The organism is Delftia sp. 60, from assembly GCF_002754395.1.
Taxonomy (GTDB): domain Bacteria; phylum Pseudomonadota; class Gammaproteobacteria; order Burkholderiales; family Burkholderiaceae_C; genus Comamonas; species Comamonas acidovorans.
The window spans coordinates 532,116-555,920 of the sequence record NZ_PEFD01000001.1; the positions used below are offsets into that span (position 1 = coordinate 532,116).

Annotated in this window: 18 protein-coding genes, 2 tRNA genes and 6 pseudogenes; 15 read left to right on the forward strand and 11 right to left on the reverse strand. The window is 64.2% G+C overall.

Annotated elements, in window-relative coordinates:
* The first annotated feature begins 27 nt into the window (after window positions 1-27).
* Complete coding sequence (ptsP, locus tag CLV01_RS02455) at window positions 28-1,803, forward strand: phosphoenolpyruvate--protein phosphotransferase (protein WP_012202347.1); 1,776 nt, start codon at window positions 28-30, stop codon at window positions 1,801-1,803.
* Window positions 1,804-2,198: 395 nt separating this feature from the next.
* Here ptsP and lipA read toward each other — a convergent pair whose 3' ends face one another.
* From lipA to CLV01_RS02465, 3 genes and pseudogenes are all read right to left on the reverse strand, one after another.
* Complete coding sequence (gene lipA, locus CLV01_RS29370) at window positions 2,199-3,179, reverse strand: lipoyl synthase (RefSeq protein WP_013800257.1); 981 nt, start codon at window positions 3,177-3,179, stop codon at window positions 2,199-2,201.
* A gap of 57 nt (window positions 3,180-3,236) precedes the next feature.
* Window positions 3,237-3,830: pseudogene (gene lipB, locus CLV01_RS29870) on the reverse strand (lipoyl(octanoyl) transferase LipB); the annotation flags it as partial.
* 80 nt (window positions 3,831-3,910) lie between these two features.
* Window positions 3,911-4,228, reverse strand: a complete 318-nt coding sequence (locus CLV01_RS02465) for a YbeD family protein (protein ID WP_034397898.1) — start codon at window positions 4,226-4,228, stop codon at window positions 3,911-3,913.
* 286 nt (window positions 4,229-4,514) lie between these two features.
* Between CLV01_RS02465 and CLV01_RS02470 the strand changes: the two are divergent.
* The 9 genes and pseudogenes from CLV01_RS02470 (at window position 4,515) to CLV01_RS02510 (ending at window position 11,751) form a co-directional block, all read left to right on the forward strand.
* Window positions 4,515-4,996 (forward strand): annotated as a pseudogene (locus tag CLV01_RS02470) (ATP synthase subunit I).
* Between the two features lie 21 nt (window positions 4,997-5,017).
* Entirely contained in the window at window positions 5,018-5,881 is an 864-nt protein-coding gene (atpB, locus tag CLV01_RS02475) for a F0F1 ATP synthase subunit A (protein WP_012202352.1), read from the forward strand.
* A gap of 51 nt (window positions 5,882-5,932) precedes the next feature.
* Complete coding sequence (gene atpE / locus CLV01_RS02480; RefSeq protein ID WP_011803767.1) at window positions 5,933-6,181, forward strand: F0F1 ATP synthase subunit C; 249 nt, start codon at window positions 5,933-5,935, stop codon at window positions 6,179-6,181.
* Between the two features lie 35 nt (window positions 6,182-6,216).
* A pseudogene (locus CLV01_RS02485) lies at window positions 6,217-6,686 on the forward strand (F0F1 ATP synthase subunit B).
* A gap of 12 nt (window positions 6,687-6,698) precedes the next feature.
* Window positions 6,699-7,238 (forward strand): F0F1 ATP synthase subunit delta, encoded by a 540-nt coding sequence (locus CLV01_RS02490; RefSeq protein WP_012202354.1) that lies wholly within the window; start codon window positions 6,699-6,701, stop codon window positions 7,236-7,238.
* Between the two features lie 48 nt (window positions 7,239-7,286).
* Window positions 7,287-8,839, forward strand: a pseudogene (gene atpA / locus CLV01_RS02495) (F0F1 ATP synthase subunit alpha).
* Between the two features lie 18 nt (window positions 8,840-8,857).
* On the forward strand, window positions 8,858-9,730 hold the full coding sequence (atpG, locus tag CLV01_RS02500; protein WP_043824939.1) for a F0F1 ATP synthase subunit gamma: 873 nt from the start codon (window positions 8,858-8,860) through the stop codon (window positions 9,728-9,730).
* A gap of 34 nt (window positions 9,731-9,764) precedes the next feature.
* On the forward strand, window positions 9,765-11,174 hold the full coding sequence (gene atpD, locus CLV01_RS02505; RefSeq protein WP_012202357.1) for a F0F1 ATP synthase subunit beta: 1,410 nt from the start codon (window positions 9,765-9,767) through the stop codon (window positions 11,172-11,174).
* A 160-nt stretch (window positions 11,175-11,334) separates the two neighbouring features.
* A complete protein-coding gene (locus tag CLV01_RS02510) occupies window positions 11,335-11,751 on the forward strand; it encodes a F0F1 ATP synthase subunit epsilon (RefSeq protein ID WP_012202358.1) in 417 nt (138 codons plus the stop codon).
* 65 nt (window positions 11,752-11,816) lie between these two features.
* Here CLV01_RS02510 and CLV01_RS02515 read toward each other — a convergent pair whose 3' ends face one another.
* The 4 genes from CLV01_RS02515 to CLV01_RS02530 form a co-directional block, all read right to left on the reverse strand.
* Window positions 11,817-12,077 carry a hypothetical protein gene (locus tag CLV01_RS02515; protein ID WP_099732457.1) on the reverse strand — a complete coding sequence of 87 codons (261 nt, stop codon included), beginning with the start codon at window positions 12,075-12,077 and terminating at the stop codon, window positions 11,817-11,819.
* A 108-nt stretch (window positions 12,078-12,185) separates the two neighbouring features.
* Window positions 12,186-12,728, reverse strand: coding sequence for a TPM domain-containing protein (locus tag CLV01_RS02520; RefSeq protein ID WP_012202360.1), 543 nt, complete (start codon window positions 12,726-12,728; stop codon window positions 12,186-12,188).
* A 1-nt stretch (window position 12,729) separates the two neighbouring features.
* Window positions 12,730-13,602 carry a TPM domain-containing protein gene (locus tag CLV01_RS02525; RefSeq protein ID WP_063328054.1) on the reverse strand — a complete coding sequence of 291 codons (873 nt, stop codon included), beginning with the start codon at window positions 13,600-13,602 and terminating at the stop codon, window positions 12,730-12,732.
* Between the two features lie 33 nt (window positions 13,603-13,635).
* On the reverse strand, window positions 13,636-14,223 hold the full coding sequence (locus tag CLV01_RS02530; RefSeq protein WP_012202362.1) for a LemA family protein: 588 nt from the start codon (window positions 14,221-14,223) through the stop codon (window positions 13,636-13,638).
* A 148-nt stretch (window positions 14,224-14,371) separates the two neighbouring features.
* On the opposite strand from CLV01_RS02530, the gene CLV01_RS02535 reads away from it, so the two are divergent.
* Both CLV01_RS02535 and CLV01_RS02540 read left to right on the forward strand, forming a co-directional pair.
* Window positions 14,372-15,358: a YheT family hydrolase gene (locus CLV01_RS02535; protein WP_099732456.1), complete on the forward strand. Its 987-nt coding sequence runs from the start codon at window positions 14,372-14,374 to the stop codon at window positions 15,356-15,358.
* A 5-nt stretch (window positions 15,359-15,363) separates the two neighbouring features.
* Complete coding sequence (locus tag CLV01_RS02540; RefSeq protein WP_099732455.1) at window positions 15,364-15,915, forward strand: DUF2946 family protein; 552 nt, start codon at window positions 15,364-15,366, stop codon at window positions 15,913-15,915.
* 57 nt (window positions 15,916-15,972) lie between these two features.
* On the opposite strand, the pseudogene CLV01_RS02545 reads toward CLV01_RS02540, so the two are convergent.
* The 4 genes and pseudogenes from CLV01_RS02545 to CLV01_RS02560 form a co-directional block, all read right to left on the reverse strand.
* Window positions 15,973-16,503, reverse strand: a pseudogene (locus CLV01_RS02545) (c-type cytochrome); the annotation flags it as partial.
* Window positions 16,504-16,721: 218 nt separating this feature from the next.
* A complete protein-coding gene (locus tag CLV01_RS02550; protein ID WP_099732454.1) occupies window positions 16,722-18,179 on the reverse strand; it encodes an efflux transporter outer membrane subunit in 1,458 nt (485 codons plus the stop codon).
* On the reverse strand, window positions 18,172-21,327 hold the full coding sequence (locus CLV01_RS02555; protein WP_099732453.1) for an efflux RND transporter permease subunit: 3,156 nt from the start codon (window positions 21,325-21,327) through the stop codon (window positions 18,172-18,174). The genes CLV01_RS02550 and CLV01_RS02555 overlap by 8 nt, the downstream gene beginning before the upstream one ends.
* A 15-nt stretch (window positions 21,328-21,342) precedes the next feature.
* Window positions 21,343-22,634: pseudogene (locus tag CLV01_RS02560) on the reverse strand (efflux RND transporter periplasmic adaptor subunit).
* 192 nt (window positions 22,635-22,826) lie between these two features.
* Here CLV01_RS02560 and CLV01_RS02565 point away from each other — a divergent pair.
* The 3 genes from CLV01_RS02565 (at window position 22,827) to CLV01_RS02575 (ending at window position 23,794) form a co-directional block, all read left to right on the forward strand.
* Window positions 22,827-23,459 (forward strand): TetR family transcriptional regulator, encoded by a 633-nt coding sequence (locus CLV01_RS02565; protein WP_169807227.1) that lies wholly within the window; start codon window positions 22,827-22,829, stop codon window positions 23,457-23,459.
* 81 nt (window positions 23,460-23,540) lie between these two features.
* Window positions 23,541-23,616 (forward strand) — tRNA-Arg (locus CLV01_RS02570).
* A 92-nt stretch (window positions 23,617-23,708) separates the two neighbouring features.
* A tRNA-Tyr gene (locus CLV01_RS02575) sits at window positions 23,709-23,794 on the forward strand.
* Window positions 23,795-23,805 lie beyond the last annotated feature (11 nt).

The window sequence follows — 23,805 nt, forward strand, 5'->3', positions numbered from 1 at the left end:
CGCAGCAGCAGGCAAAGGACAGGCGCAATGACGTTTGCAATCCACGGACTGGCCGTTTCACGGGGCATTGCGATAGGACGCGCGGTGGTGGTGGCCTCCAGCCGCATGGAGGTGGTGCACTACTTCATCCGGCCCGACCAGGTGGACGCGGAAATCGACCGCGCCCGCAGTGCACGCAACGCCGTCATCGACGAGCTGCGCCGTCTGCAGGATGAAATGCCCCAGGATGCGCCGGGCGAGCTCGATGCCCTGCTCGACGTCCACCTGCTGCTGTTGCAGGACGAGGCCCTGGCCGCCGCCATCAAGCACTGGATTTCCGATCGTCTCTACAACGCCGAATGGGCGCTGACCACGCAGCTCGAGGTCGTCTCGCGCCAGTTCGACGAGATGGAGGACGAGTATCTGCGCGAGCGCAAGGCCGACCTGGAACAGGTGGTCGAGCGCATCCTGCGCTACATGAAGGGCATGGCCAGCCCCGTGCCCGCGCCTGCCGCGCTGCCGCGGGCCGATGCAACGGGGGAGGGCGCGCCGCAGCAGCCGCTGCTGCTCGACGAGGTCACCGATGTGCCCCTGGTCCTGGTGGCGCAGGACCTGTCGCCGGTGGACATGCTGCAGTTCAAGAGCCGGCTGTTTGCCGGGTTCATCACGGCCGTGGGCGGGCGGACCTCGCACACGGCCATCGTGGCGCGCAGCATGGACATCCCGGCCGTGGTCGGCGCGCGCGCGGCCAGCCAGCTGATCCGCCAGGACGACTGGATCATCATCGATGGCAACGCAGGCGTCGTCATCGTCGATCCTTCTCCCATCATCCTGGCCGAGTATGGCTTTCGCCAGCGCCAGAACGAGCTGGAGCGCGAGCGCCTCTCACGCCTGCGCCACACGCCCGCGCTGACGCTGGACGGAGAGCGCATCGAGTTGCTGGCCAATATCGAGCAACCCGGCGACGGGCCTGCGGCCGTGCATGCAGGCGCCGTGGGCGTGGGGCTGTTCCGCACGGAATTCCTGTTCATGGGGCGTGGCGGCAACCTGCCCGGTGAGGAGGAGCAGTACCGCGCCTACCGCGAGGCCGTGGACGGCATGCAGGGCATGCCCGTGACCATTCGCACGCTGGACGTGGGCGCCGACAAGCCGCTGGACAAGGCACAGCCCAAGGATTACTACCTGAACCCCGCGCTGGGTCTGCGCGCCATCCGCTGGAGCCTGGCTGACCCGGCCATGTTCCGCACCCAGTTGCGCGCCATCCTGCGTGCGGCGGCGCATGGGCAGATCCATCTGCTGTTTCCCATGCTGGCCCACCAAAGCGAGATCGAGCAGACCCTGGCCCAGGTGCGGCTGGCGCAAAGCGAACTCGACGCGCGAGGCGTGGCCCATGGCCCGGTCAAGCTGGGCGCCATGATCGAAGTGCCTGCGGCCGCGCTGATCGTGCGCACCTTTTTGCGTTACTTCGACTTCCTGTCGATCGGCACCAACGACCTCATCCAGTACACGCTGGCCATCGACCGCGCCGACGAGACCGTGGCCCATCTCTATGACCCCTTACATCCCGCCGTGCTCAAGCTGGTGGCGGACGTGATCGCCGAAGGAAGGGCGCAGGGCAAGAGCGTCTGTGTCTGCGGGGAGACCGCCGGGGATGTGGGCATGACGCGCCTGCTGCTCGGCCTGGGTTTACGCAGCTTTTCCATGCATCCGGCGCAGATACTGGTCGTCAAGCAGGAAATCTTGCGTGCCGACACACGCAAGCTGACTGCCTGGGCGCAGGAAGTCCTCCGCTCGGACAGTCCCGCAGCGCTGCTGGGACCATGAATTCATGCAGGCGAGGATGCGCAGAAAAAAAGATTTGCAGCTTTAGTTGCGATTGATTCTCATTCGATGCTATGATCAGCCCCAATGCAGCAAGAAACTCTCTGGTGGGGAATTCGAGCTGCAAGCCTTTTTCAGTTTCATCGTGGGGCGACTCGCCAGGCCTGTTCAGCCTGCAGCAAGTCGGTTTGCCAGCCAGCGGTCTGCCGGTTAGCCAGGCTTTTTTTCTACGATGTCAGAAGAGGCAACATCGCCTCCAATTCAAGCAGAGCATGCGTCAGCGGCTCTGCTTTTTTGTTGCCTGCGCGTCTTGATGTGCCGTCATGCGGCCATGAAAAAGCCCTCGGCAGCAGGGCTGGCGAGGGCTGGGCATCGAGGGCCGCCTGGGTGTGGCGAGCTCAAACGCCTGCGGCGTGTGCCTGCTGATCCGCGTGGTAGCTGGAGCGCACCATGGCGCCCACGGCGGCGTGCGTGAAGCCCATCTTGTAGGCTTCTTCCTCGAACATCTTGAAGGTGTCGGGGTGCACGTATCGGCGCACCGGCAGGTGGCTGTTGCTGGGCGCCAGGTACTGGCCGATGGTCAGCATGTCGATGTCATGGGCGCGCATGTCGCGCATCACCTGCAGGATTTCCTCGTCGGTCTCGCCCAGGCCCACCATGATGCCGCTCTTGGTCGGAACCTTGGGGTGCAAGGCCTTGAACTTCTTGAGCAGGTTCAGCGAGAACTGGTAGTCCGAGCCGGGGCGCGCTTCCTTGTACAGGCGCGGTGCGGTCTCCAGGTTGTGGTTCATCACATCGGGAGGTGCGGCCTTGAGGATTTCCAGCGCACGGTCGTCGCGGCCACGGAAGTCGGGCACCAGGATCTCGATCTGGGTCAGCGGCGAGAGCTCGCGGATGTTCTTGATGCACTCCACGAAATGGCCCGAGCCGCCGTCGCGCAGGTCATCGCGGTCCACGCTGGTGATCACCACGTACTTCAGGCGCAGCTCGGCAATCGTCTTGGCCAGATTGAGCGGCTCGTTGGTGTCCAGCGGGTCGGGGCGGCCGTGGCCCACGTCGCAGAACGGGCAGCGGCGCGTGCACTTGTCGCCCATGATCATGAAGGTGGCCGTGCCCTTGCCGAAACATTCGCCGATGTTGGGGCAGGAGGCTTCCTCGCAGACCGTGTGCAGCTTGTTGGCGCGCAGGATGTCCTTGATCTCGTAGAAGCGCGTGGTGGGGCTGCCCGCCTTGACGCGGATCCACTCGGGCTTCTTGAGGGCCTCGCCATGCTCGACCTTGATCGGGATGCGCGAAAGCTTCGCTGCCGCCTTCTGCTTGGCCAGCGGGTTGTACTCGGCTTGGGACTGCGCTTCGCGCACGACGGTGTTGGTGGTCATGGTTCTGGATTCAGGGGCTAGGCGGCGCTGCAACTGTCGTCCCAGCACGCGCGCGGCTTCGTCCCAGGTTGTCTGAACGCCGATTGTAGAAAGGTCCACCGTTTGCAGTCCTGCATAGCCGCAAGGGTTGATCCGTTCGTAGGGTTCCAGGTCCATGGCGGCATTCAGGGCAACGCCGTGATAGGTGCAATGCCGGCTGACCTTGATGCCCAGGGCTGCAATCTTGCCCAGCCCCGAAAAATCGGGCTGGGGCGCAGGCGAGCCCGGTGCGCGCAGTTGCGGGCGCTGGGCGAGCATGGCGTGGCTGCGAGGATCGTCAAGACGCACGTAGATGCCGGGGGCGCCTTCCACGCGGTGGCCGGTGATGCCGAAATGCTCCAGCGTGCGGATGACCGCATCTTCGATGCGGAACACGTATTCCTTGACGAAGTAGCCCAGGCGCTGCAGATCCAGCAACGGATAGGCGACCACCTGGCCCGGGCCGTGGTAGGTGACCTGCCCGCCACGGTTGGTTGCGACCACGGGAATGTTGCCAGGGCTCAGCAAGTGGTCACTTTTCCCGGCAAGGCCTTGCGTGAAATGCGGGGCGTGCTCGCAGATCCAGAGCTCGTCGCGCGTGCCAGCATCGCGGCCGCTCGTGAATGCCTGCATGGCCTGCACCGTGGCTTCGTAGTCGGTGCGGCCCAGCAGGCGCAAGTCCAGCGTCTGCGCAAGCTCGGCGGCTGGGGCGCTCAAAGCACCACTTTCACAAGCGGGTGCGAGGTGAACGCCCGGTACAGGTCGTCGAGCTGCTCGCGGCTGGTGGCCGTCACCGTGACGGTGACGCCCAGGTATTTGCCGCTGCTGCTGGGGCGCAACTCAATGGTGCTGGGGTCAAAGGCGGGGTCGAAGCGCTCGGCGATCTGGGTGATTTCATGCACCAGGTGCTCGGCCTTGATGCCCATGACTTTGATGGGAAACTGCGACGGGTACTCGATCAACGAGTCCTTGCGCGGGTCCGCGCCCGGCGCGGCTGCTGGTGCGGAGGAGGGGGTGGGGGCGTCGGTCATAGGTGAATCAAGGTTAATCGCTTGGCGTTGGAGGCGATTGTGCGCTATCGTTCGCGGCCATGTCGCAGCCTGGGGCTGCCGCGCCGCCGGTCACGAAAACTCCACACACAACAAACAAGCTGCCTGCGGTGCGAGGCTGGCGTTGTTGGCCTGCTGCCACACAGCCAGGCTGCCGCCGCCGTTTTGGGCATGCCCGTAACAACCCCTATCGTTCGGCAGGGGTTTTTACTTATAATCAGAGGCTTTGTGAAAAAGTCTTGTCTGGTCTGCGGCCTTCGAGAACTCAATGAAAAACTACGCCGCTGACACAGACGCTGACAGGGAACTTGAGGGCGAGGATTCCGACTTCAAGCCCCTGACCTCCGAGGAGGCTCAGGAGTGGCGCACGCGAAACCCGCAGATGTCTGTGTGGCGCTTCGTGGTGGTCCAGGCGGTGGTTGGCGTGCTGGTGGCACTGGTCGCGTGGCTGGTGACGGGGCGCGCCGAGGTCGGATGGTCGGCTGCCTATGGCGCCTTGTCGGTGGTGCTGCCGGCTGCGCTGTTTGCGCGCGCCGTCGTGCGCAAGAGGCCTGGCGGCGCTGCAGCCGCCATGGTGGGAATTTTTGGCTGGGAACTGGTGAAGCTGGTGCTGTGCATTGCCATGCTGGCGGCTGCACCCAAGCTGGTCCCGGGGCTGAGTTGGCTGGCGCTGCTGGCGGGCTTGGTGATCGTCATGAAACGTATTGGGTCGCGCTGATAGTGCGGGCCAATGTCCGAAAAACCGATTGATATTTGAAGAGAAGTTGACCGATGGCCGCAGACGCGCACGCACCTACTGCAAGTGAATACATCGTTCACCACCTGCAGCACCTCCAGAACATCAAGCAAAAGTCGATCATCGACTTTTCGGTCATCAACCTGGACTCGATCGTCGTCAGCGCCACGCTGGGCGTGCTGAGCCTGTTCGTGCTGTGGCTTGCCGCGCGCAAGGCTACATCGGGCGTGCCGGGCCGCTTCCAGGCGGCTGTAGAGCTGCTGGTCGAGATGGTGGACAACCAGGCCAAGGCCAACATCCACAACGCGCAAAGCCGCAAGTTCATCGCCCCGCTGGCACTGACCGTGTTCGTCTGGATCTTCATGATGAACGCCATGGACATGCTGCCCGTGGACCTGCTGCCGGTACTGTGGCAGGGCGTCCAGGGTGACTCGCACGCCTACCTGCGTGTCGTTCCCACGGCTGACCTCTCGACCACGCTGGGCCTGTCCTCGGCCGTGCTGATCCTGTGCTTCTTCTACAGCATCAAGATCAAGGGCATGGGCGGCTGGGCCCACGAACTGGTGACCGCTCCGTTCGGCACCAGCAAGAATCCCGTGTTTGCACTGATCCTGGGTGTTATCAACCTGGCCATGCAGATCATTGAATATGTCGCCAAGACGGTTTCGCATGGCATGCGACTGTTCGGCAACATGTACGCTGGTGAGTTGGTGTTCTGTCTGATCGCTCTGATGGGCGGTGCGGCTGCCATGTCGCTTTCCGGTGTGTTGCTCCCCTTGGGGCACATCATTGCAGGCTCTATCTGGGCGATCTTCCACATTCTGATCATCACCCTGCAGGCCTTCATTTTCATGATGCTGACGCTGATCTATCTCGGCCAGGCACATGAAGCCCACTGACCATTTCCTTTCCCTCTCAACCTTTCTCTTTCTTTAATCTCAGGAGTCATCATGGAAAACATTCTCGGTCTCGTCGCTCTGGCTTGTGGTCTGATCGTTGGTCTGGGCGCTATCGGCGCTTCGATCGGTATCGCCCTGATGGGTGGCAAGTTCCTGGAATCGTCGGCACGTCAGCCTGAGCTGATCAACGAACTGCAAACCAAGATGTTCATCTTGGCCGGTCTGATCGACGCTGCCTTCCTGATCGGTGTTGCTATCGCTCTGCTGTTCGCTTTCGCCAACCCCTTCGTCCTGGCCTAAGCTCCGATCAACGCCCTAGATAGAAAGGTGTTGCCGTGAGTATCAACGCGACCCTGTTCGTCCAGGCCATCGTTTTCCTGATCCTGGTGCTGTTCACGATGAAGTTCGTGTGGCCCCGATCGCGAAGGCGCTGGATGAACGAGCTCTGAAAATCGCCGATGGCCTCGCTGCTGCCGACAAGGCCAAGACTGACCTGGCCGCCGCCAACAAGCGCGTCGAGCAGGAACTGGCCCAGACGCGCAACGAAACGGCATCGCGGCTTGCGGACGCCGAACGCCGTGCCCAGGCCATCATCGAAGAAGCCAAGGCCCGTGCCTCCGAAGAAGGCAACAAGATTGTTGCTGCTGCCCGTGCCGAGGCCGAGCAGCAGACAGTCCAGGCCCGTGAAGCCCTGCGCGAGCAAGTGGCTGCGCTGGCCGTCAAGGGCGCCGAGCAGATCCTGCGCAAGGAAGTGGATGCCGGCGTCCATGCCGACCTGCTGAACCGCCTGAAGACCGAGCTGTAAGGAAGAGCAAACATGGCAGAACTCGCCACCATTGCCCGTCCTTACGCAGATGCCCTGTTCAAGGCCAGCACCCAGCAGGGTGCTGACCTGTCCGGCACTGTTGCCTGGGCGGAGGAATTGGCGGCGATTGCCGCCAATCCGCAATTGCGCCAGCTGGCCGACGACCCCAAGGTGACCGACGAACAACTGTTCGACGTCATCAGCGGCGTGGCCGGCTCGGCATTGCCTGATGCCGCTCGCAACTTTCTGCGCGTCATCATTGAAAACGGCCGACTGCAAGCCCTGCCAGAAGTGGCGGCCCAGTTTCGCAGCCTCGTGAACCGCGCCGGTGGCTCGTCCGACGCCGTGGTTCAAAGCGCTTTTCCCATAGATGCTGCCGCTCTGGCTGCCCTCGGGACTTCGCTGGAGAAGCGTTTCGGCCGAAAGCTGAACCTGTCGGTGCAGCAAGATCAGTCCCTGATCGGTGGCATCCGCGTCGTGGTGGGTGATGAAGTTCTTGACACGTCCGTCAAGGCCCGCCTGGAACAAATGAAAGCGGCCCTCATTGCGTAACAACGCGACTGAGGTCTCGGCTAACCAAAGCTAAAGAAGGAAAGAGTCATGCAACTCAATCCCGCAGAAATTTCTGAACTGATCAAGAGCCGCATCGAGGGTCTGGCTGGCAGCAGCGACATCCGTAACGAAGGCACCGTGGTTTCGGTGACCGACGGTATCGTGCGCGTGCACGGCCTGTCGGACGTGATGCAAGGCGAAATGCTGGAATTCCCCGCAGGCAAGGATGGCCAGCCCTCCTTCGGCCTGGCGCTGAACCTCGAGCGCGACTCCGTCGGCGCCGTGATTCTGGGCGAGTACGAGCACATCTCCGAAGGCGACACCGTCAAGTGCACGGGCCGTATTCTGGAAGTGCCCGTCGGCCCCGAACTCATCGGCCGCGTGGTCAACGCCCTGGGTCAGCCGATTGACGGCAAGGGCCCGATCAACGCCAAGATGACGGACGTGATCGAGAAGGTCGCTCCCGGCGTGATCGCACGCCAGTCCGTGGACCAGCCCCTGCAGACCGGCATCAAGTCCATCGACTCGATGGTGCCCGTCGGCCGTGGCCAGCGCGAACTGATCATCGGTGACCGCCAGACCGGCAAGACCGCCGTGGCCATCGACGCCATCATCAACCAGAAGGGTCAGGGCGTTACCTGCATCTACGTTGCGATCGGCCAGAAGGCTTCCTCGATCAAGAACGTGGTGCGTGCCCTGGAGCAGGCCGGCGCGATGGAATACACCATCGTCGTGGCTGCCACCGCCTCCGAATCTGCTGCCATGCAGTACGTGTCGGCCTACTCCGGCTGCACGATGGGCGAGTACTTCCGCGACCGCGGCGAAGACGCCCTGATCGTCTATGACGACCTGTCCAAGCAAGCCGTGGCCTACCGCCAGGTTTCGCTGCTGCTGCGCCGTCCCCCAGGCCGCGAAGCCTTCCCCGGCGACGTGTTCTATCTCCACAGCCGCCTGCTCGAACGTGCAGCCCGCGTGAATGCCGACTACGTCGAAGCCTTCACCAAGGGTGAAGTCAAGGGCAAGACGGGTTCGCTGACGGCTCTGCCCATCATCGAAACCCAGGCCGGTGACGTGTCGGCCTTCGTGCCCACGAACGTGATCTCGATCACGGACGGCCAGATCTTCCTGGAAACCAGCCTGTTCAACGCCGGTATCCGCCCCGCCATCAACGCCGGTATCTCGGTGTCGCGCGTCGGTGGTGCTGCACAGACCAAGCTGGTCAAGGGCCAGTCCGGCGGTATCCGTACCGACCTGGCGCAATACCGTGAGCTGGCTGCCTTCGCGCAGTTCGCCTCCGACCTGGACGAAGCCACCCGCAAGCAGCTGGACCGCGGTGCCCGCGTGACCGAACTGCTCAAGCAGGCCCAGTACAGCCCCTGTCCACCGCTTTGATGGGCGCTTCGCTGTTCGCAGTGAACAAGGGCTACATGGACGACATCCAGGTCAAGCAAGTGCTGGCTTTCGAGTCTGGTCTGCACCAGTTCCTGAAGACCAGCCACGGCGCCCTGATCGACAAGCTGAACGCTTCCAAGGCCATGGACAAGGATTCCGAAGCCGAATTGAACGCCGCCATCGCTGCGTTCAAGAAGTCGTTCGCTTAAACCGGACGAGGAGCCATCATGGCAGCAGGTAAGGAAATTCGCGGCAAGATCAAATCGGTGGAAAACACCAAGAAGATCACCAAAGCCATGGAAATGGTGGCCGCATCCAAGATGCGCAAGGCGCAGGAACGGATGCTGGCTGCACGCCCGTACAGCGAAAAGATCCGCAACATTGCAGTCCATCTTGGCCAAGCCAACCCCGAGTACGTGCACCCGTTCATGCAAGTGAACGGTGATGCAAAGACAGCCGGCGTCATCGTGGTGACGACGGACAAGGGGTTGTGCGGCGGCATGAACACCAACGTGTTGCGTGCTGTCACGGCCAAGCTGCGGGAGCTGCAGGATCAAGGCGTGTCGGCAGAAGCAGTGGCCATTGGCAACAAGGGTCTGGGCTTTCTGAACCGTGTCGGCGCCAAGGTGGTTTCGCACGCGACGGGTCTGGGCGATACGCCCCATCTGGAAAAGCTGATCGGCCCTGTGAAGGTGCTGCTCGATGCATATGCAGCGGGCAAGCTGAGCGCGGTGTACCTGAGCTACACCAAGTTCATCAACACCATGAAGCAGGAATCGGTGGTGGAGCAGTTGCTGCCCCTGTCGTCCGAGAGCATGCAGGCCGAGAAGACGTCTGGCCATAGCTGGGACTACATCTACGAACCCGACGCGCAGTCCGTGATCGACGAGCTGCTCGTGCGCTACGCAGAGTCCCTGGTCTACCAAGCTGTCGCGGAAAACATGGCGTCCGAGCAATCGGCGCGCATGGTGGCCATGAAGGCCGCTACCGACAACGCAGGCAGCGTCATTGGCGAGTTGAAGCTGGTCTACAACAAGACGCGCCAGGCAGCGATCACGACCGAGCTGTCGGAAATCGTGGCTGGCGCCGCTGCTGTGTAAAGCAGCTCAACAGACAAACTAATTGGAGCAAAAAATGGCTCAAGTGCAAGGCAAGATTGTTCAATGTATTGGCGCTGTGGTGGACGTCGAGTTCCCCCGCAACGCAATGCCCAAGGTGTTCGATGCCCTGAAGCTCGACGGCTCGGCCCTGACGCTGGAAGTGCAGCAACTGCTGGGTGACGGCGTTGTGCGTACCATCGCCCTGGGTTCGTCCGACGGTCTGCGTCGCGGCCTGATGGTGTCCAACACCGGCAACCCCATCACCGTGCCCGTGGGCAAGGCGACGCTGGGTCGCATCATGGACGTGCTGGGCAACCCCATCGACGAACGCGGTCCCGTGGATCAGGCGCTGACGGCTCCCATCCACCGCAAGGCACCGGCTTATGACGAGCTGTCGCCTTCGCAGGAACTGCTGGAAACCGGCATCAAGGTGATCGACCTGATCTCGCCCTTCGCCAAGGGCGGCAAGGTGGGTCTGTTCGGTGGCGCCGGTGTGGGCAAGACCGTGAACATGATGGAACTCATCAACAACATCGCCAAGGGCCACGGTGGTCTGTCGGTGTTCGCCGGTGTGGGTGAGCGTACCCGCGAAGGCAATGACTTCTATCACGAAATGTCGGACGCCGGCGTGGTCAACCAGGAGTCGCTGAACGACTCCAAGGTGGCCATGGTCTACGGCCAGATGAACGAACCCCCGGGCAACCGTCTGCGCGTGGCGCTGACCGGCCTGACCATGGCCGAAGCCTTCCGTGACGAAGGCAAGGACGTGCTGTTCTTCGTGGACAACATCTACCGCTACACGCTGGCCGGTACCGAAGTGTCCGCTCTGCTGGGTCGCATGCCTTCCGCCGTGGGCTACCAGCCCACGCTGGCCGAGGAAATGGGCCGCCTGCAAGAGCGCATCACCTCGACCAAGGTCGGTTCGATCACTTCCATCCAGGCCGTTTACGTGCCTGCCGATGACTTGACCGACCCCTCGCCTGCCACGACGTTCGCCCACTTGGACTCGACCGTGGTGCTGTCGCGTGACATCGCTTCGCTGGGTATCTACCCCGCCGTCGATCCGCTGGACTCCACCAGCCGCCAGCTGGACCCCCAAGTCGTGGGTGAAGAGCACTACAAGGTGGCCCGCGAAGTGCAGGGCACGCTGCAGCGCTACAAGGAACTGCGCGACATCATCGCCATTCTGGGCATGGACGAGCTGGCTCCCGAAGACAAGCTGACCGTGGCCCGTGCCCGCAAGATCCAGCGTTTCCTGTCGCAGCCTTTCCACGTGGCCGAAGTGTTCACTGGCGCTCCCGGCAAGTACGTGTCGCTGGCTGAAACCATCCGTGGTTTCAAGATGATCTGCGCTGGCGAGTGCGATCACCTGCCCGAGCAGGCCTTCTACATGGTTGGCACCATCGACGAAGCCTTCGAGAAGGCCAAGAAACTGGCGGCTTGAGCCTGCGGCACCCCCTGAGCGACTGCGTCGCTTCCCCCTCTCTACCCGCTTCGCGGGGGAGGGGGACGACACCCTCGCTGCGGGGTGGCCCTTGCTCGGTGTCCCCGATCTGGGCCCTGCCGGTTCCAAGTTCCAGTCCCACCTTTTCTGAGGAGCAAAGATGAACACCATCCACGTTGATGTGGTCAGTGCCGAAGAGTCCATCTTCTCCGGTGAAGCGCGCTTTGTCGCCCTGCCCGGTGAATCCGGCGAACTGGGCATTTTTCCCCGCCACACTCCGCTGATCACGCGCATCAAGCCCGGCTCGGTGCGTATCGAGATGGCGGACGGCAGCGAAGAGTTCGTCTTCGTGGCCGGCGGCATCCTGGAAGTGCAGCCCAACTGTGTGACCGTGCTGTCCGACACCGCCATCCGCGGTGCCGACCTGGACGCCGAGAAGGCCGAGAAGGCCAAGCTCGAAGCCGAGGAAGCACTGAAGAACGCCAAGAGCGAAGTCGATCTGGCGCGTGCCCAGTCCGAGCTGGCCGTCATGGCAGCTCAGATCGCGGCCCTGCGCAAGTTCCGCCAAAAGCGCTGAGCCCTCCCGGGACCAGTCGCAAGAAAGCCGCCCTCGGGCGGCTTTTTTCATGGTGCGCAGGCGTCTCAGTCGCCGCAGCGGGCCTGGTACACGTAGGTCACGGCATTGTCCTTGGGGTCCACCGTGCGCGACTTGTGCGTCACGGCCTTGGCGGGCACGGGGCACAGGGCGCGGATCTGTTGCTCGCAGCGCTTGGGGTCGTCTTCGCGCAGCTTGCAGCTGAGCACATAGTCATATTCCTGCGAGTCGTCGAGGATGGGGCTTGCGCAGGCGCTCAGGGTCAGCACGGCGGCCAGCAGGCCCAGGCGGGCCAGGATGTTCTTCATGGTGTGGATGCTCCTTGATGAAATGGCGTGACGCTATCACAGCCTCCGTGCCCGCGATAGCTTGATGAAGGGGGTGGCTCGGCCCGGCCTGCGCAGCCTGCCTGCCTTTCAGTGGTGCTGTATCACGACAGCATCGGGAAGATTGTCGCTGCCATCGTGCACAGGCTGGAGCGGGTCACGCGGAAAGTTGGTTTCAAGCAGCAGGCTCACGCGCTCCAGGGCTGCTGTCATGCCCATGGCGTAATGGCCGCCCTGAAAGGCGGCACCCATGTCGCTGATCAGCGTTTGCCATTGTTCCGCCGGCAGGGTGCGCGCCAGGGCGCGGTCGGCGACGATTTCGATGGCGTGGTCGGCCAGCAGCAGATAGATCAGGGCACCGTTGTTGTGTTCGGTATCCCAGACGCGCAGCTTGCCGAACAGCGTGATGGCGCGCTCGCGCGGCGTGGCATCGCGCCACAGATAGCTGGGCGGCAGTCCGGGTTCGACGCAGATGCGAATCTGGCCTGTATGGCGCTGCTCGCTCATGGTGATCAGGCGCTCCAGCTCCGCCAGGCTTTCAGGCGGGAGTGCACGGCGCAACTGCCCTTCGGCCCAATGGTGGCGCAGCAGCCGGAGCAGACGCTGTACAAAGCCTGTGATTGCAGCCGCCATTTCACCAACTCCCCGAGGCGCCGCCGCCCCCGAAACTGCCGCCTCTGCCAGAGCTGAAGCCCCCGCCACCGCTGCGGCCACCGCCGCCGCCAAAGCCGCCGCCACCGCCCCATCCACCGCCGCCGCCCCTGCCGGAGCGGCCGCTTCCCAGCAGAGTGAACAGCAGCGCGACGACTCCCGCTCCTGCGGCGACGAGCAGACTGGCCGTCACCACATAGGCGGCAATGCCGGCGCCTGCCCCCGCCAGCACGGAGGCCAGCGGCCGGCCCAGCACCGAGCGCAGGATGGGACCGACCACGGCCACGCCGAAGAAGAAGAACAGCATCAGGTCTTCCATGTCGAAGCCCCTGTCCGGGCTTTTGGAAGACTGGGGGCTGGAGGAGGGCGCCGGCAATTGCTCGCCCGCAATGCGCGCTGCCACCTGGTCCAGCGCAGCGGTGATGCCGCCCGCATAGTCCCCCTGGCGAAAGCGTGGTGCCATCTGCTGGTCGATGATGCGCGCGGCCGCCAGGTCGGGGATCGCGCCTTCCAGCGCGCGGGCCACTTCCATGCGCATGCGCCTGTCGTTCTTGGCAATCACCACCAACAGGCCGTCGCCCACGTCGCGGCGGCCGATCTTCCAGTCACTGGCCACGCGCCAGGCATAGGCGGCAATGTCCTCGGGCGCGGTGGTGGCCACCATCAGCACGACGACCTGCGAGCCCGACTTCTGTTCGATGCCACGCAGCCTGTCTTCAATGGCGCGTGCCTCATCGGCCGACAGCGTACCCGTCTGGTCGATGAGCCGCGCCGAGAGGGCCGGCACGGGCTGCGGCGCCTGCGCCAGCGTGCTCCCGGGCAGCAGCAGCATGGTCAGGGCAAGGGCGCAAAGCATGCGCCACAGTGGCACCAGGGACATGGTCACGGCTTACTTGTTGCCGAAGTCCACCGTGGGCGGACGGGAGATTTCGGCCTCGTTCTGCACGCTGAAGCTGGGCTTGGGTTCGTAGCTGAAAACCTTGGCCGTCAGATTGGTCGGAAAGCTGCGCGCCAGCACGTTGTAGGACTGCACGGCCTGGATGTACTGGTTGCGCGCCACGGTGATGCGGTTCTCCGTGCCCTCCAGCGTCACGCGCAGGTCGCGGAAGCCCTGGTTGGCCTGCAGCTGGGGATAGCGCTCGGCCACCACCATCAGCCGCGACAGGGCACTGGACAGCTCGCCCTGCGCCTGCTGGAACTTGTTGAAGGCCTCGGGGTTGTTGACCAGCTCGGGCGTGGCCTGGATGGAGGTGGCCTTCGCGCGTGCCTCCACCACCTTGGTCAGGGTTTCCTGCTCGAAATTGGCCTCGCCCTTGACCGAGGCCACGATGTTGGGCACCAGGTCGGCACGGCGCTGGTACTGGTTGAGCACCTCGCTCCAGGCCGACTTGGTCTGTTCGTCAAGACGCTGGAAGTCGTTGTAGCCGCAGCCGGTCAATGCCAGGACGGTGGCAAGCGTGGCGAGTAGACGTTTCATAAGATGGCAACCTGAAAGCGACAATGGGAAACAGTATCGCGCACGATGCATGCGCAATGCTGGCGATTGTGCTGCGCGCCCGGCCTGCTGCCCTGTAGGGCAAAGGCCATTGCGCAGCGGTGTGGCAAGGACTGCTAACAGGGCTTTTATGCACGAATTCACGGCGGCGCGCTGGTTGCCCGGGGGCCACGCCCAGACCATCTGGCCGGCACTGTTCGCGCGCCGCTGGCCGGTGGGCCAGGCGGCGCCCGCCTGGCGCTGGGAGCGCTGGGATACCCCGGATGGGGACTTCATCGATGTCGCCTTCGGCGGTGCTCCCACCCTGCCTGCTGATGCGCCATGGCTGGTGCTTTTCCATGGCCTTGAAGGCTCGGCGAACAGCCACTATGCCCAGGCCATGGCCTGGGTGGCCGCGCAGCGTGGCTGGCACATGGCCGTGCCGCACTTTCGCGGCTGCAGCGGCGAGGTCAACCGGGGCCCGCGCGCCTATCACTCGGGCGATGTGCAGGAGGTGGACTGGATACTGCGCCGCCTGCGCGCACGGTCTTCCCGCCCGCTCCATGTGGTGGGTGTTTCCCTGGGCGGCAATGCGCTTGCGCGCTGGGCCGGTCTGCAGGCAGACAAGGCCGCCGAGGTGGTCCAGGCCCTGGCGGCGGTGAGTGCGCCGCTGGATCTGGCGGCTGGCGGCATGGCGCTGGGGCAGGGTCTGAACCGCTGGATCTACACACGCATGTTCCTGCGCACGCTGGTGCCCAAGGCGCGGGTCAAATGGGCGCAATTTCCCGGGCTCTTCGACCGCGATGCCGCGGTGCGCGCGCGCGATCTGAAGGAGTTCGATGACGCGTTCACGGCACCCGTGCATGGCTTTCTCGATGCGCACGACTATTGGCGCCGGGCGGCAGCCAAGCCTGTGCTGGGCAGCATTGCCGTGCCTGCGCTGCTGCTCAATGCGCTGGACGATCCCTTTGTCCCTGCATGCAGCCTGCCAGGGCCAGGCGAGGTCGGCCCACGGGTTACGCTGTGGCAACCGCCGCATGGCGGTCATGTGGGTTTTGCACAGGGACATTGGCCAGGGCATGTACTGGGCATGCCGCAGGCCGTCACGCAGTGGCTGGCAGACAGCGAACAAGGATGAATGCAATGGACGATATCGTGAAGCAGGCCATGGCCAAATGGCCCCATGTGCCCGCCTGCAGCGGCTGGCTGGGGCTGGACGAGCGCGGGCGCTGGTATCTGCGCGACGAAGAGGCCCAGGCCTGCGGCGCTTTCGACAGCGGCATCCCGGGAGCCAAGGGCGCGGAGGTGCGCAACGAAAAGCTGGCGGACTTCATCGCCCGCAACTATCTTGCTGAGCCTGATGGTCGATGGTTTTTCCAGAATGGTCCCCAGCGCGTGTATGTGGAACTGGAAAGCACACCCTGGATATGGCGGCTGCGCTGGGATGGCGAGCGCCTGCAGGTGCACAGCCACACAGGGGCAGAGCTGCAGGCCGCAGACATCAAGGAGGTTTTGATGGATGAGACAGGGCGCCTGTATCTGGCCATGCCCTCCGGCCTGGGCCTGGTCCATACGCAGGACATGGTCGATGCCGCTGCCGCGCTGGACGCCGGCATGCTGCCTGCCTGTGAAGAGGTGCCGGCACAGACGTTGCCGCAACGCTACGGTTTTGTGTGCAGTCCGGCCCGGGCATGAAAAAACCGGCCGAAGCCGGTTGGTGCCAGACATCCTGGGCCTTGCTCAGTTGGCGGGTGCCGCTGCACCTTCTGCTGCAGCGCCTTCTGCGGCCGGGGCCTTGGGCTCTTCAAACTTGCCACCTGCGGCATTGGCCATGTAGACCACGCCACGGGCAATTTCGGTGTCGTTGAAATCGCCGCCGCCTTGAGGCGCCATCGCTCCCTTGCCCTTGAGGGCCGAGTGCACCAGACCTTCCAGACCTTGTGCCAGGCGCGGGCCCCAGGCCGCGGCATCCGCGAACTTGGGAGCACCTGCGGCACCTGTGGCATGGCAGGCCGCGCATTGGCCCTTGAAGACTTCTTCACCCGAGCGCAGCGGGCGATTGGCATCCCGGATTTCCACGAGGCCGATTTTCTGCAGCCGCTGGGCCTTGGCCATTTCGGTCTGGGAAGCGCCGGCGCCGGCCTTGTCGGCCGAGCTCACGTATTGCACGAGGCCGATGATCACGAACACCGGAACCACGAACGAGAAAAACACCGCCATCAGCAGCTGCTTGGGGTTCTTGATCGGGCCCGTATGGGCTTCTTCGGTGTGGGTTGCGCTCATGAAGTCCTCTTGTGTTGTGGGGGCGTGAGTCAACAACAAATTATATCGACGGGCCTCTTGCAGACACTGCGCGCAGACCCGGGTTGACCTGGGGCGCACATATGCCATGAGATGGATCAAGCAAATGGCAAATGCTTTCCGCGCGCCATGAAAAAGAGGTGTTCACCTTGCGGAGAACACCTCTGTGCGGTTGGCGCGGCAGATGCCTGCCTTGGGTCTTACTGCGCGGGCGCGGGGGCCGGCGTGGCTGCCGCTGCTGTCGCTGTCCTGTCGGTCCAGCCGCCGCCAAGCGCCTTGTACAGCTCGATCTGGTTGAGCAACTGCGCCAGACGCACGCTCACGGTGGACTGCTCCAGCGCGAACAGGGTGCGCTGTGCATCCAGCAGGTCCAGGTAGCTGGCCACGCCGTTGCTGTAGCGCAGGTCGGACAGCTTCAGGCGTGCCTGCTCGGCTTCGAGCTGGGCGCGCTGGGCCATGATCTGGTCACGCAGCGTGCCCTGGCTGTCCAGTGCGTCGGAGACCTCGCGGAAGGCGCTCTGGATGGACTTCTCGTACTGGGCGATGGCCACTTCGCGCTCGACCTTGGCCGCAGCCAGATTGGCCGAATTGCGACCCGCATCGAAGATGGGCAGGAGGGCGGATGGCGCGAGGGTGAAGCCCCAGCTGCCGCTCTTGAACAGGCCCGACAGCTCGTTGCTGGCCGTGCCGAACTGCCCCGTCAGCGTGATGCGCGGGAAGAAGGCGGCACGCGCGGCACCGATGTTGGCGTTGGTGCTGATCAACTGCTGCTCGGCCTGGCGAATGTCGGGCCGCTGCGTCAGCAGGTCCGACGGCAGGCCGGCCGGCACGGCGGGCAGGTCGGCCGTGTCGCGCAGTCCCTGGCTGGAACCCAGGCTGGCGAGCACGTCCGCTGGCAGGGACTGGCCCAGCAAGAGCACCAGGGCGTTCTCGTCCAGGGCGCGCTGGCGCTGCTGCTGCGCCAGCGTGGCGCGCGCAGCCTCGGTCAGCGAGACGGCCTGGCGGTAGTCCAGCTCGGACGCCACGCCCGTGTCGAAACGCAGCTTGGTCAGCTTGATCGACTCTTCACGGGTCTGCAGCGTGTCGCGCGAGATCTTCAGCAGTTGCTCGTCGGCCAGCAGCGTGTACCAGCCGCTGGCCACAGCGGCCACCAGGCTGGTCTGCGCGGCGCGGCGAGCTTCCTCGGTCGCCAGGTACTGTGCCAGGGCCGCTTCCTTCAGGCTGCCGATGCGGCCGAAGAAGTCCAGCTCCCACGAGGTGACGGCCAGGCCGACCTGGTAGCTGTTGACGTACTTGGTGCCGGAGCCCGTGGTGTTTGGAGCGCGGCTGGCGTTGACGCCGGCACCCACCGTCGGGAACTGGTCGGCGCGCGTGATCCGGTACTGGGCCTGGGCACGCTCGATGTTGAGCGCGGCCACGCGCAGGTCACGGTTGTTGTCCAGCGCGGTGCGAACCAGCTGCTGCAGGCGTGCGTCCTGGAAGAAATCCTGCCAGGGCAGCTGCGCTGCAGCCGTGCCGCCTTCCGCCGCAGCGGTGGCGTTCGCGCGGGTGTACTGCGCCGCGACCGGAGCGGCAGGGCGCTCGTAGGTGGGGATGAGCGAGCATCCCGCCAGGAGCACGGCGGTGGCGATGGCCACCGGGGTACTGCGATTAATCATGGCTCAAGGCCTCCTTGCCGGCCGGTGTGGACGGCGGGTTGTGCGATTTGATCTTGCCCTTGAACAGCTTGCGCACCACGACGAAGAAGGTGGGCACGAACAGCACGGCCAGCACAGTGCCGGTGATCATGCCGCCGAGCACGCCGGTGCCGATGGCACGCTGGCTGGCCGAGCTCGCGCCCGTGGCGATCACCAGAGGCACAACGCCCAGGCCGAAGGCCAGCGAGGTCATGATGATGGGGCGGAACCGCAGGTGGGCGGCTTCCAGCGCAGCCTCGATCAGTCCCTTGCCTTCGGCCTGCAGGTCCTTGGCGAACTCCACGATCAAGATCGCGTTCTTCGCCGACAGGCCGATCACCGTCACCAGTCCGATCTGGAAGTACACGTCGTTGGAGTAGTTGCGCAGCAAGGTGGCAAGCACCACGCCCAGCAGACCCAGCGGCACGACCAGAATCACCGACAGCGGGATGGACCAGCTCTCATACAGAGCAGCCAGACACAGGAACACGGCCAGGATGGCGAAGGCGTACAGGAAGATGGCTTGCGAACCCGCCAGCTTTTCCTCACGCGACTGGCCGGTCCACTCGAAGCCGAAGCCTTCGGGCAGCTTGGCAGCCAGCTTTTCCATCTCGTCCATGGCATCGCCCGAGCTGAAGCCCGGTGCGGCCGAGCCTTCGATGCGCACGGCAGGGTAGCCGTTGTAGCGCACCGTCTGCTGGGCGCCCTTGACCCACTTGGTGGTCGCGAACGTGGACAGCGGCACCGGATCGCCCTTGGCATTGCGCGCGTTCAGGCGCAGCAGATCGTCGGGCTGCATGCGGGCCGGAGCATCGGCCTGCACGATCACGCGTTGCAGACGACCCTGGTTGGGGAAGTCATTGACGTAGGACGAGCCCAGCGCCGTGGACAGCGCGGCATTGATCGAGGTGAAGTCCACGCCCAGGGCGTTGGCCTTGTCGCGGTCGATCTCGATGCGCAGCTGGGGCGCGTCCTCCAGACCATCGGGACGCACGCCGGCCAGCACCTTGCTCTGCCCGGCCATGCCCAGCATCATGTTGCGGGCATTGATCAGCGCATCGTGTCCGTGGCCGGCACGGTCCTGCAGGCGGAACGAGAAGCCCACGGCGTTGCCCAGTTCGGGAATGGGCGGCGGGTTCACGGCGAACACGAAGGCATCGCGGATGCCCGACGTCATGCCCATGATGCGGCCCGTCATGGCGTCCACCGTGGAGTTCGCTCCCTTGCGCTCGGACCAGTCCTTGAGCGGCACGAAGGCGAGGGCGGCATTCTGGCCCTGGCCGGAGAAGCTGAAGCCCAGCACGCTGACCATGTTGGCCACTTCGGGCTGCGGCAGCACGGCTTCTTCCACCTGCTTCATCACCTCCAGCGTGCGCTCCTTGGCGGCGCCAGGGGGCAGTTGCACGTTGACGATGAAGTAGCCCTGGTCCTCGGTCGGCAGGAACGAGGTCGGCAGGCCACGGAACACCACCACGGCGCCCGCGATCACGGCCAGGTACACGCCGATCATCAGCACCGAGCGCTTGAGCAGTCGGGCCACCCAGCCTTCATAGGACTTGGCCGAGCGTGCGAACGTGCGGTTGAACCAGCCGAAGAAGCCTTTCTTCTCGTGGTGGTGACCGGCTTCCACGGGCTTGAGCAGCGTTGCGCACAGGGCCGGTGTCAGCGTCAGCGCCATGAAGGCCGAGAAGCTGATGGAGGCCACCATCACGATGGAGAACTGCCGGTAGATATTGCCGGTGGACCCCGCGAAGAAGGCCAACGGTATGAACACCGCGATCAGCACCAGCGTAATGCCCACGATGGCGCCCGAGATCTGGCCCATGGCCTTGATCGCGGCTTCGCGCGGCGGCAGGCCTTCCTCGCTCATGATGCGCTCGACGTTCTCCACCACCACGATGGCGTCATCCACCACGATGCCGATGACCAGCACCATGCCGAACATGGCCAGCACGTTGATCGAGAAGCCCACGGCCTGCATGACCGCGAAGGTGCCCAGCAGTGCAATGGGCACCACGATGGTCGGGATCAGCGTGTAGCGCCAGTTCTGCAGGAACAGGTACATCACCAGGAACACCAGCACGATGGCTTCCAGCAGCGTGTGGGCGACCTTCTCGATGGAGATGCTCACGAACTTGGAGCTGTCGTAGGGGATGGAGTACTTCACGCCCTTGGGGAAGAACTTCTGCAGCTCTTCCATGCGCGCATGCACGGCCTTGGCCGTGGCCAGCGCATTGCCGCTGGGCGTCAGCTGGACGCCGATACCCACGGCATCCTTGCCGTTCAGGCGGGCGGAGGTCGCGTAGGCCTGGCCGCCGATCTCGATGGTGGCCACGTCCTTGAGGCGCACGGTGGAGCCATCGGGATTGGCGCGCAGCACGATGTTCTCGAACTGGCTGATCGAAGACAGCTGGCCCATCACCGTCACCGTGGCGGCGATCTTCTGGCCCGTGATGTTGGGCAGGTCGCCAATGGCGCCGCTGGCCACCTGGGCGTTCTGGCTGCGGATGGCGGCCGTCACGTCCTCGGCCGAGAGCTTGTAGCCCTGCAGCTTGGCGGGATCGAACCAGATGCGCATCGCCTTTTCCGTGCCGAACAGCTGTGCCTGGCCCACGCCGGCCACCCGCTGGATTTCGGGAACGATGTTGCGCGAGGCATAGTCACCCAGGGCCACCGTGTCATAGGCCTTGGCGTCCTCGGACGACAGCATGATGAACAGCAGGAAGTTGGACGACGCCTTGTCCACGCGCACGCCCTGCTGCGTCACGGACGCAGGCAGGCGCGGCGTGGCGCGCGACAGGCGGTTTTGCACGTCCACCTGCGCCAGATCCACGTTGGTGCCGGCCTCGAAGCTGATGGTGATGCTGCCCGTGCCATCGGCCTGGGCCACCGACTCCATGTAGACCAGACCGGGCGAGCCGTTCATCTCGCGCTCGATCACGGACAGCACGCTGTCTTCGAGCACCTTCGCGGACGCGCCTGGATAGGCGGTGTTGATGACGATGGCCGGAGGAGCCACCTTGGGGTATTGAGCGATCGGAAGCTTGGTCAGCGCGATACCACCGAGGACGATGATGAATAGCGCGACGACCCATGCAAAGATCGGTCTGTCAATAAAGAACTTGGCCATTGCTGAGCCCCTTGATTACTTCTTGTCTGCCTGGTCCGCAGGCTTGGCATCGGCTGCGGCTTGCGGGGCTGGCGCTGCCGCGCCGGCCGGCTTCTGGGCACCTGCAGCCTCGGGCTGCCAGGGCACGGGCTTGACCGGCGTGCCGGGCGGCAGCATCTGCAGCTTCTGGAAGCCGTCGACCATGACCTTCTCACCCGCCTGCAGGCCTTCGCTGACCAGCCACTGGTTGTTCTGGGCCGTGGTCACCTTCACCTGCCGCTTGGTGATCTTGCCGTCGTCGCTGACCACGCTCACGGTGTCGCCGGTCTCGGTGCGCGTCACCGCCTGCTGGGGCACGGCAATGGCGTTGGACGCCTGGGCCTGCTCCATGCGCACACGCACATACATGCCGGGCAGCAGCAATCCCTTGGGATTGGGCACCTCGGCACGCAGCGTGACCTGGCCGGTGGAGCTGTCCACGGTCAGGTCGGTGAACAGCAGCTTGCCCTTGAGTTCATAGGCCGTGCCGTCGTCCAGGCGCACCTCGACGCTGGCAGCCTCGGCGCCATCGGCCTTCTTGAGCTTGCCCTGCTCCATCGCGCGGCGCAGCCGGAAGGCCTCGCTGGACGACTGGGTGAAGTTCACATAGACAGGATTGATCTGCTGGACCACGGCCAGCGGAGTCGCCTCGCCCTGGCCGACCAGCGCACCTTCGGTCACCAGCGACTGGCCGATGCGGCCGGAGATGGGAGCCGTGACGTTGGTGTAGCCCAGATTGATCTCGGCCGTGCGCACCGACGCCTTGCCGGCCGCCACATCGGCCTGGGCCTGCTTGTAGGCTGCCTCGGCGTTGACGAAATCCTGCTTGCTGATGGCGTTGGCGGCAACCAGTGGGCGGTAGCGTTCCAGCTGCGCCAGTGCCTGCGCCTGGTTGGCTTCGGCGCGGGCCTGCGTGGCCTTGGCGCTTTGCAGCGTGGCCTGGTAGGGTGCGGGATCGATGCGGTACAGCACCTGGCCGGCCTTCACATCGCTGCCTTCCCGGAACAGTCGTTCCTGCACGATGCCGGCGCTGCGGGCGCGGATCTGGGCCACGCGGCGCGCATCCACGCGGCCAGGGAGTTCGGTCACAAGGCCCACGTCGGCGGGGTGGCGACCACCACGCCCACCGGCACGGCGGGCATCTGCTGCTGCGCGGCAGCTTGTTCTTCGGGCTTTTTCCCGCAGGCCGCCATGGCCATTGCGGCAGTGACGGCCAGGGCCACGGTGGTGAGGCGCAGACTGCTGTAAGGGGACGGAGCGGCTGACACATTGCTGCGTGTGCTGGGCATGATGGGTCCTTGTGCTGAATCAAATAACGATGTTGACGTTCCGGTCAGCGCTATCCGGAACGCCCGTGTCCACGGGCAAGTCGCGGATTATACATACATACATGAATGTATAATGACCGCTGTTGCTGCAAGGCGGCGCGAAGCATGGCGTAGCGTGGCATGGCCGGGCTCAACGATGGAAGGAAATACATCTTGGCACGACGAACGAAAGAAGATGCGTTTGCAACGCGCAACAGTCTGCTGGACGCTGCGGAGCAAGTGTTCTACGAACAGGGTGTCGCCCGGGCCTCGCTCAACGAGATTGCCCAGCGAGCCGGCGCCACGCGCGGTGCGGTCTACTGGCATTTCAAGGACAAGCTGGATCTCTTCTACGCCATGCTGGACCGCGTCACGCTCCCGCTGGAGCAGGCGGCCCAGGGTGACTGCGAGGACGATTCGGAGTGCGATGCACTGGAATATGTGCGGCGCCTGATGGCGGTGGTCTTCGGGCGCATCGCCGATGACGACAGCACGCGGCGCGTCTTCGAGATCCTGCTGCTCAAGGTGGAATACGTGGGCGAGCTCATGCCCGTGCAGGAGCGCAACCGTGCCGCACTGGACTCTTTTTCCGCGCAACTGGAGCTGGCGCTGCGCGCGGCTGCCGAAAGCCACGCGGTGACCATGTCCATGCCGGCTCCCCAGGCCTCGATCGCGCTGTGCGCCATGTTCGATGGCCTGTTGCAGAGCTGGCTGCTGGGAAGGGCCTTCGATCTCAAGCAGGTGGGCGCGCAGGCGGTGGATGTCTGCCTGCGGGGGTTGGGCTTCACGGTGCCGCAGGCGCAATAGCGCCGGGTCCTGGGGGGCTTGGACGTGCCGGGGCAAAGTCATGCGACAATGCTCGGCTTGTGCAGGGCAGCGATGCCCTGAGCGGCTGTAGCTCAGTGGATAGAGTATTGGCCTCCGAAGCCAAGGGTCGTGGGTTCGATCCCCGCCAGCCGCACCACAATTTTTCTTGGATCGCCCAGGTGGCCTGAGAAAAAAATGCACTGAAATTTTTCTGACGAAAAAAAACGGTGCTAGAATTCAAATCTCTTCGGAGGGGTGCCCGAGTGGCTAAAGGGGGCAGACTGTAAATCTGTTGGCTTACGCCTACACTGGTTCGAATCCAGTCCCCTCCACCAGTAATGGTGAA

Excerpts from the sequence above, each read along its gene's own strand:
- ptsP (WP_012202347.1), top strand. The coding sequence starts at position 28 with ATGACGTTTGCAATCCACGGACTGGCCGTTTCACGGGGCATTGCGATA.
- lipA (WP_013800257.1), bottom strand. The coding sequence starts at position 3,179 with ATGACCACCAACACCGTCGTGCGCGAAGCGCAGTCCCAAGCCGAGTAC.
- CLV01_RS02465 (WP_034397898.1), bottom strand. The coding sequence starts at position 4,228 with ATGACCGACGCCCCCACCCCCTCCTCCGCACCAGCAGCCGCGCCGGGC.
- atpB (WP_012202352.1), top strand. The coding sequence starts at position 5,018 with ATGGCCGCAGACGCGCACGCACCTACTGCAAGTGAATACATCGTTCAC.
- atpE (WP_011803767.1), top strand. The coding sequence starts at position 5,933 with ATGGAAAACATTCTCGGTCTCGTCGCTCTGGCTTGTGGTCTGATCGTT.
- CLV01_RS02490 (WP_012202354.1), top strand. The coding sequence starts at position 6,699 with ATGGCAGAACTCGCCACCATTGCCCGTCCTTACGCAGATGCCCTGTTC.
- atpG (WP_043824939.1), top strand. The coding sequence starts at position 8,858 with ATGGCAGCAGGTAAGGAAATTCGCGGCAAGATCAAATCGGTGGAAAAC.
- atpD (WP_012202357.1), top strand. The coding sequence starts at position 9,765 with ATGGCTCAAGTGCAAGGCAAGATTGTTCAATGTATTGGCGCTGTGGTG.
- CLV01_RS02510 (WP_012202358.1), top strand. The coding sequence starts at position 11,335 with ATGAACACCATCCACGTTGATGTGGTCAGTGCCGAAGAGTCCATCTTC.
- CLV01_RS02515 (WP_099732457.1), bottom strand. The coding sequence starts at position 12,077 with ATGAAGAACATCCTGGCCCGCCTGGGCCTGCTGGCCGCCGTGCTGACC.
- CLV01_RS02520 (WP_012202360.1), bottom strand. The coding sequence starts at position 12,728 with ATGGCGGCTGCAATCACAGGCTTTGTACAGCGTCTGCTCCGGCTGCTG.
- CLV01_RS02525 (WP_063328054.1), bottom strand. The coding sequence starts at position 13,602 with ATGCTTTGCGCCCTTGCCCTGACCATGCTGCTGCTGCCCGGGAGCACG.
- CLV01_RS02530 (WP_012202362.1), bottom strand. The coding sequence starts at position 14,223 with ATGAAACGTCTACTCGCCACGCTTGCCACCGTCCTGGCATTGACCGGC.
- CLV01_RS02535 (WP_099732456.1), top strand. The coding sequence starts at position 14,372 with ATGCACGAATTCACGGCGGCGCGCTGGTTGCCCGGGGGCCACGCCCAG.
- CLV01_RS02540 (WP_099732455.1), top strand. The coding sequence starts at position 15,364 with ATGGACGATATCGTGAAGCAGGCCATGGCCAAATGGCCCCATGTGCCC.
- CLV01_RS02550 (WP_099732454.1), bottom strand. The coding sequence starts at position 18,179 with ATGATTAATCGCAGTACCCCGGTGGCCATCGCCACCGCCGTGCTCCTG.
- CLV01_RS02555 (WP_099732453.1), bottom strand. The coding sequence starts at position 21,327 with ATGGCCAAGTTCTTTATTGACAGACCGATCTTTGCATGGGTCGTCGCG.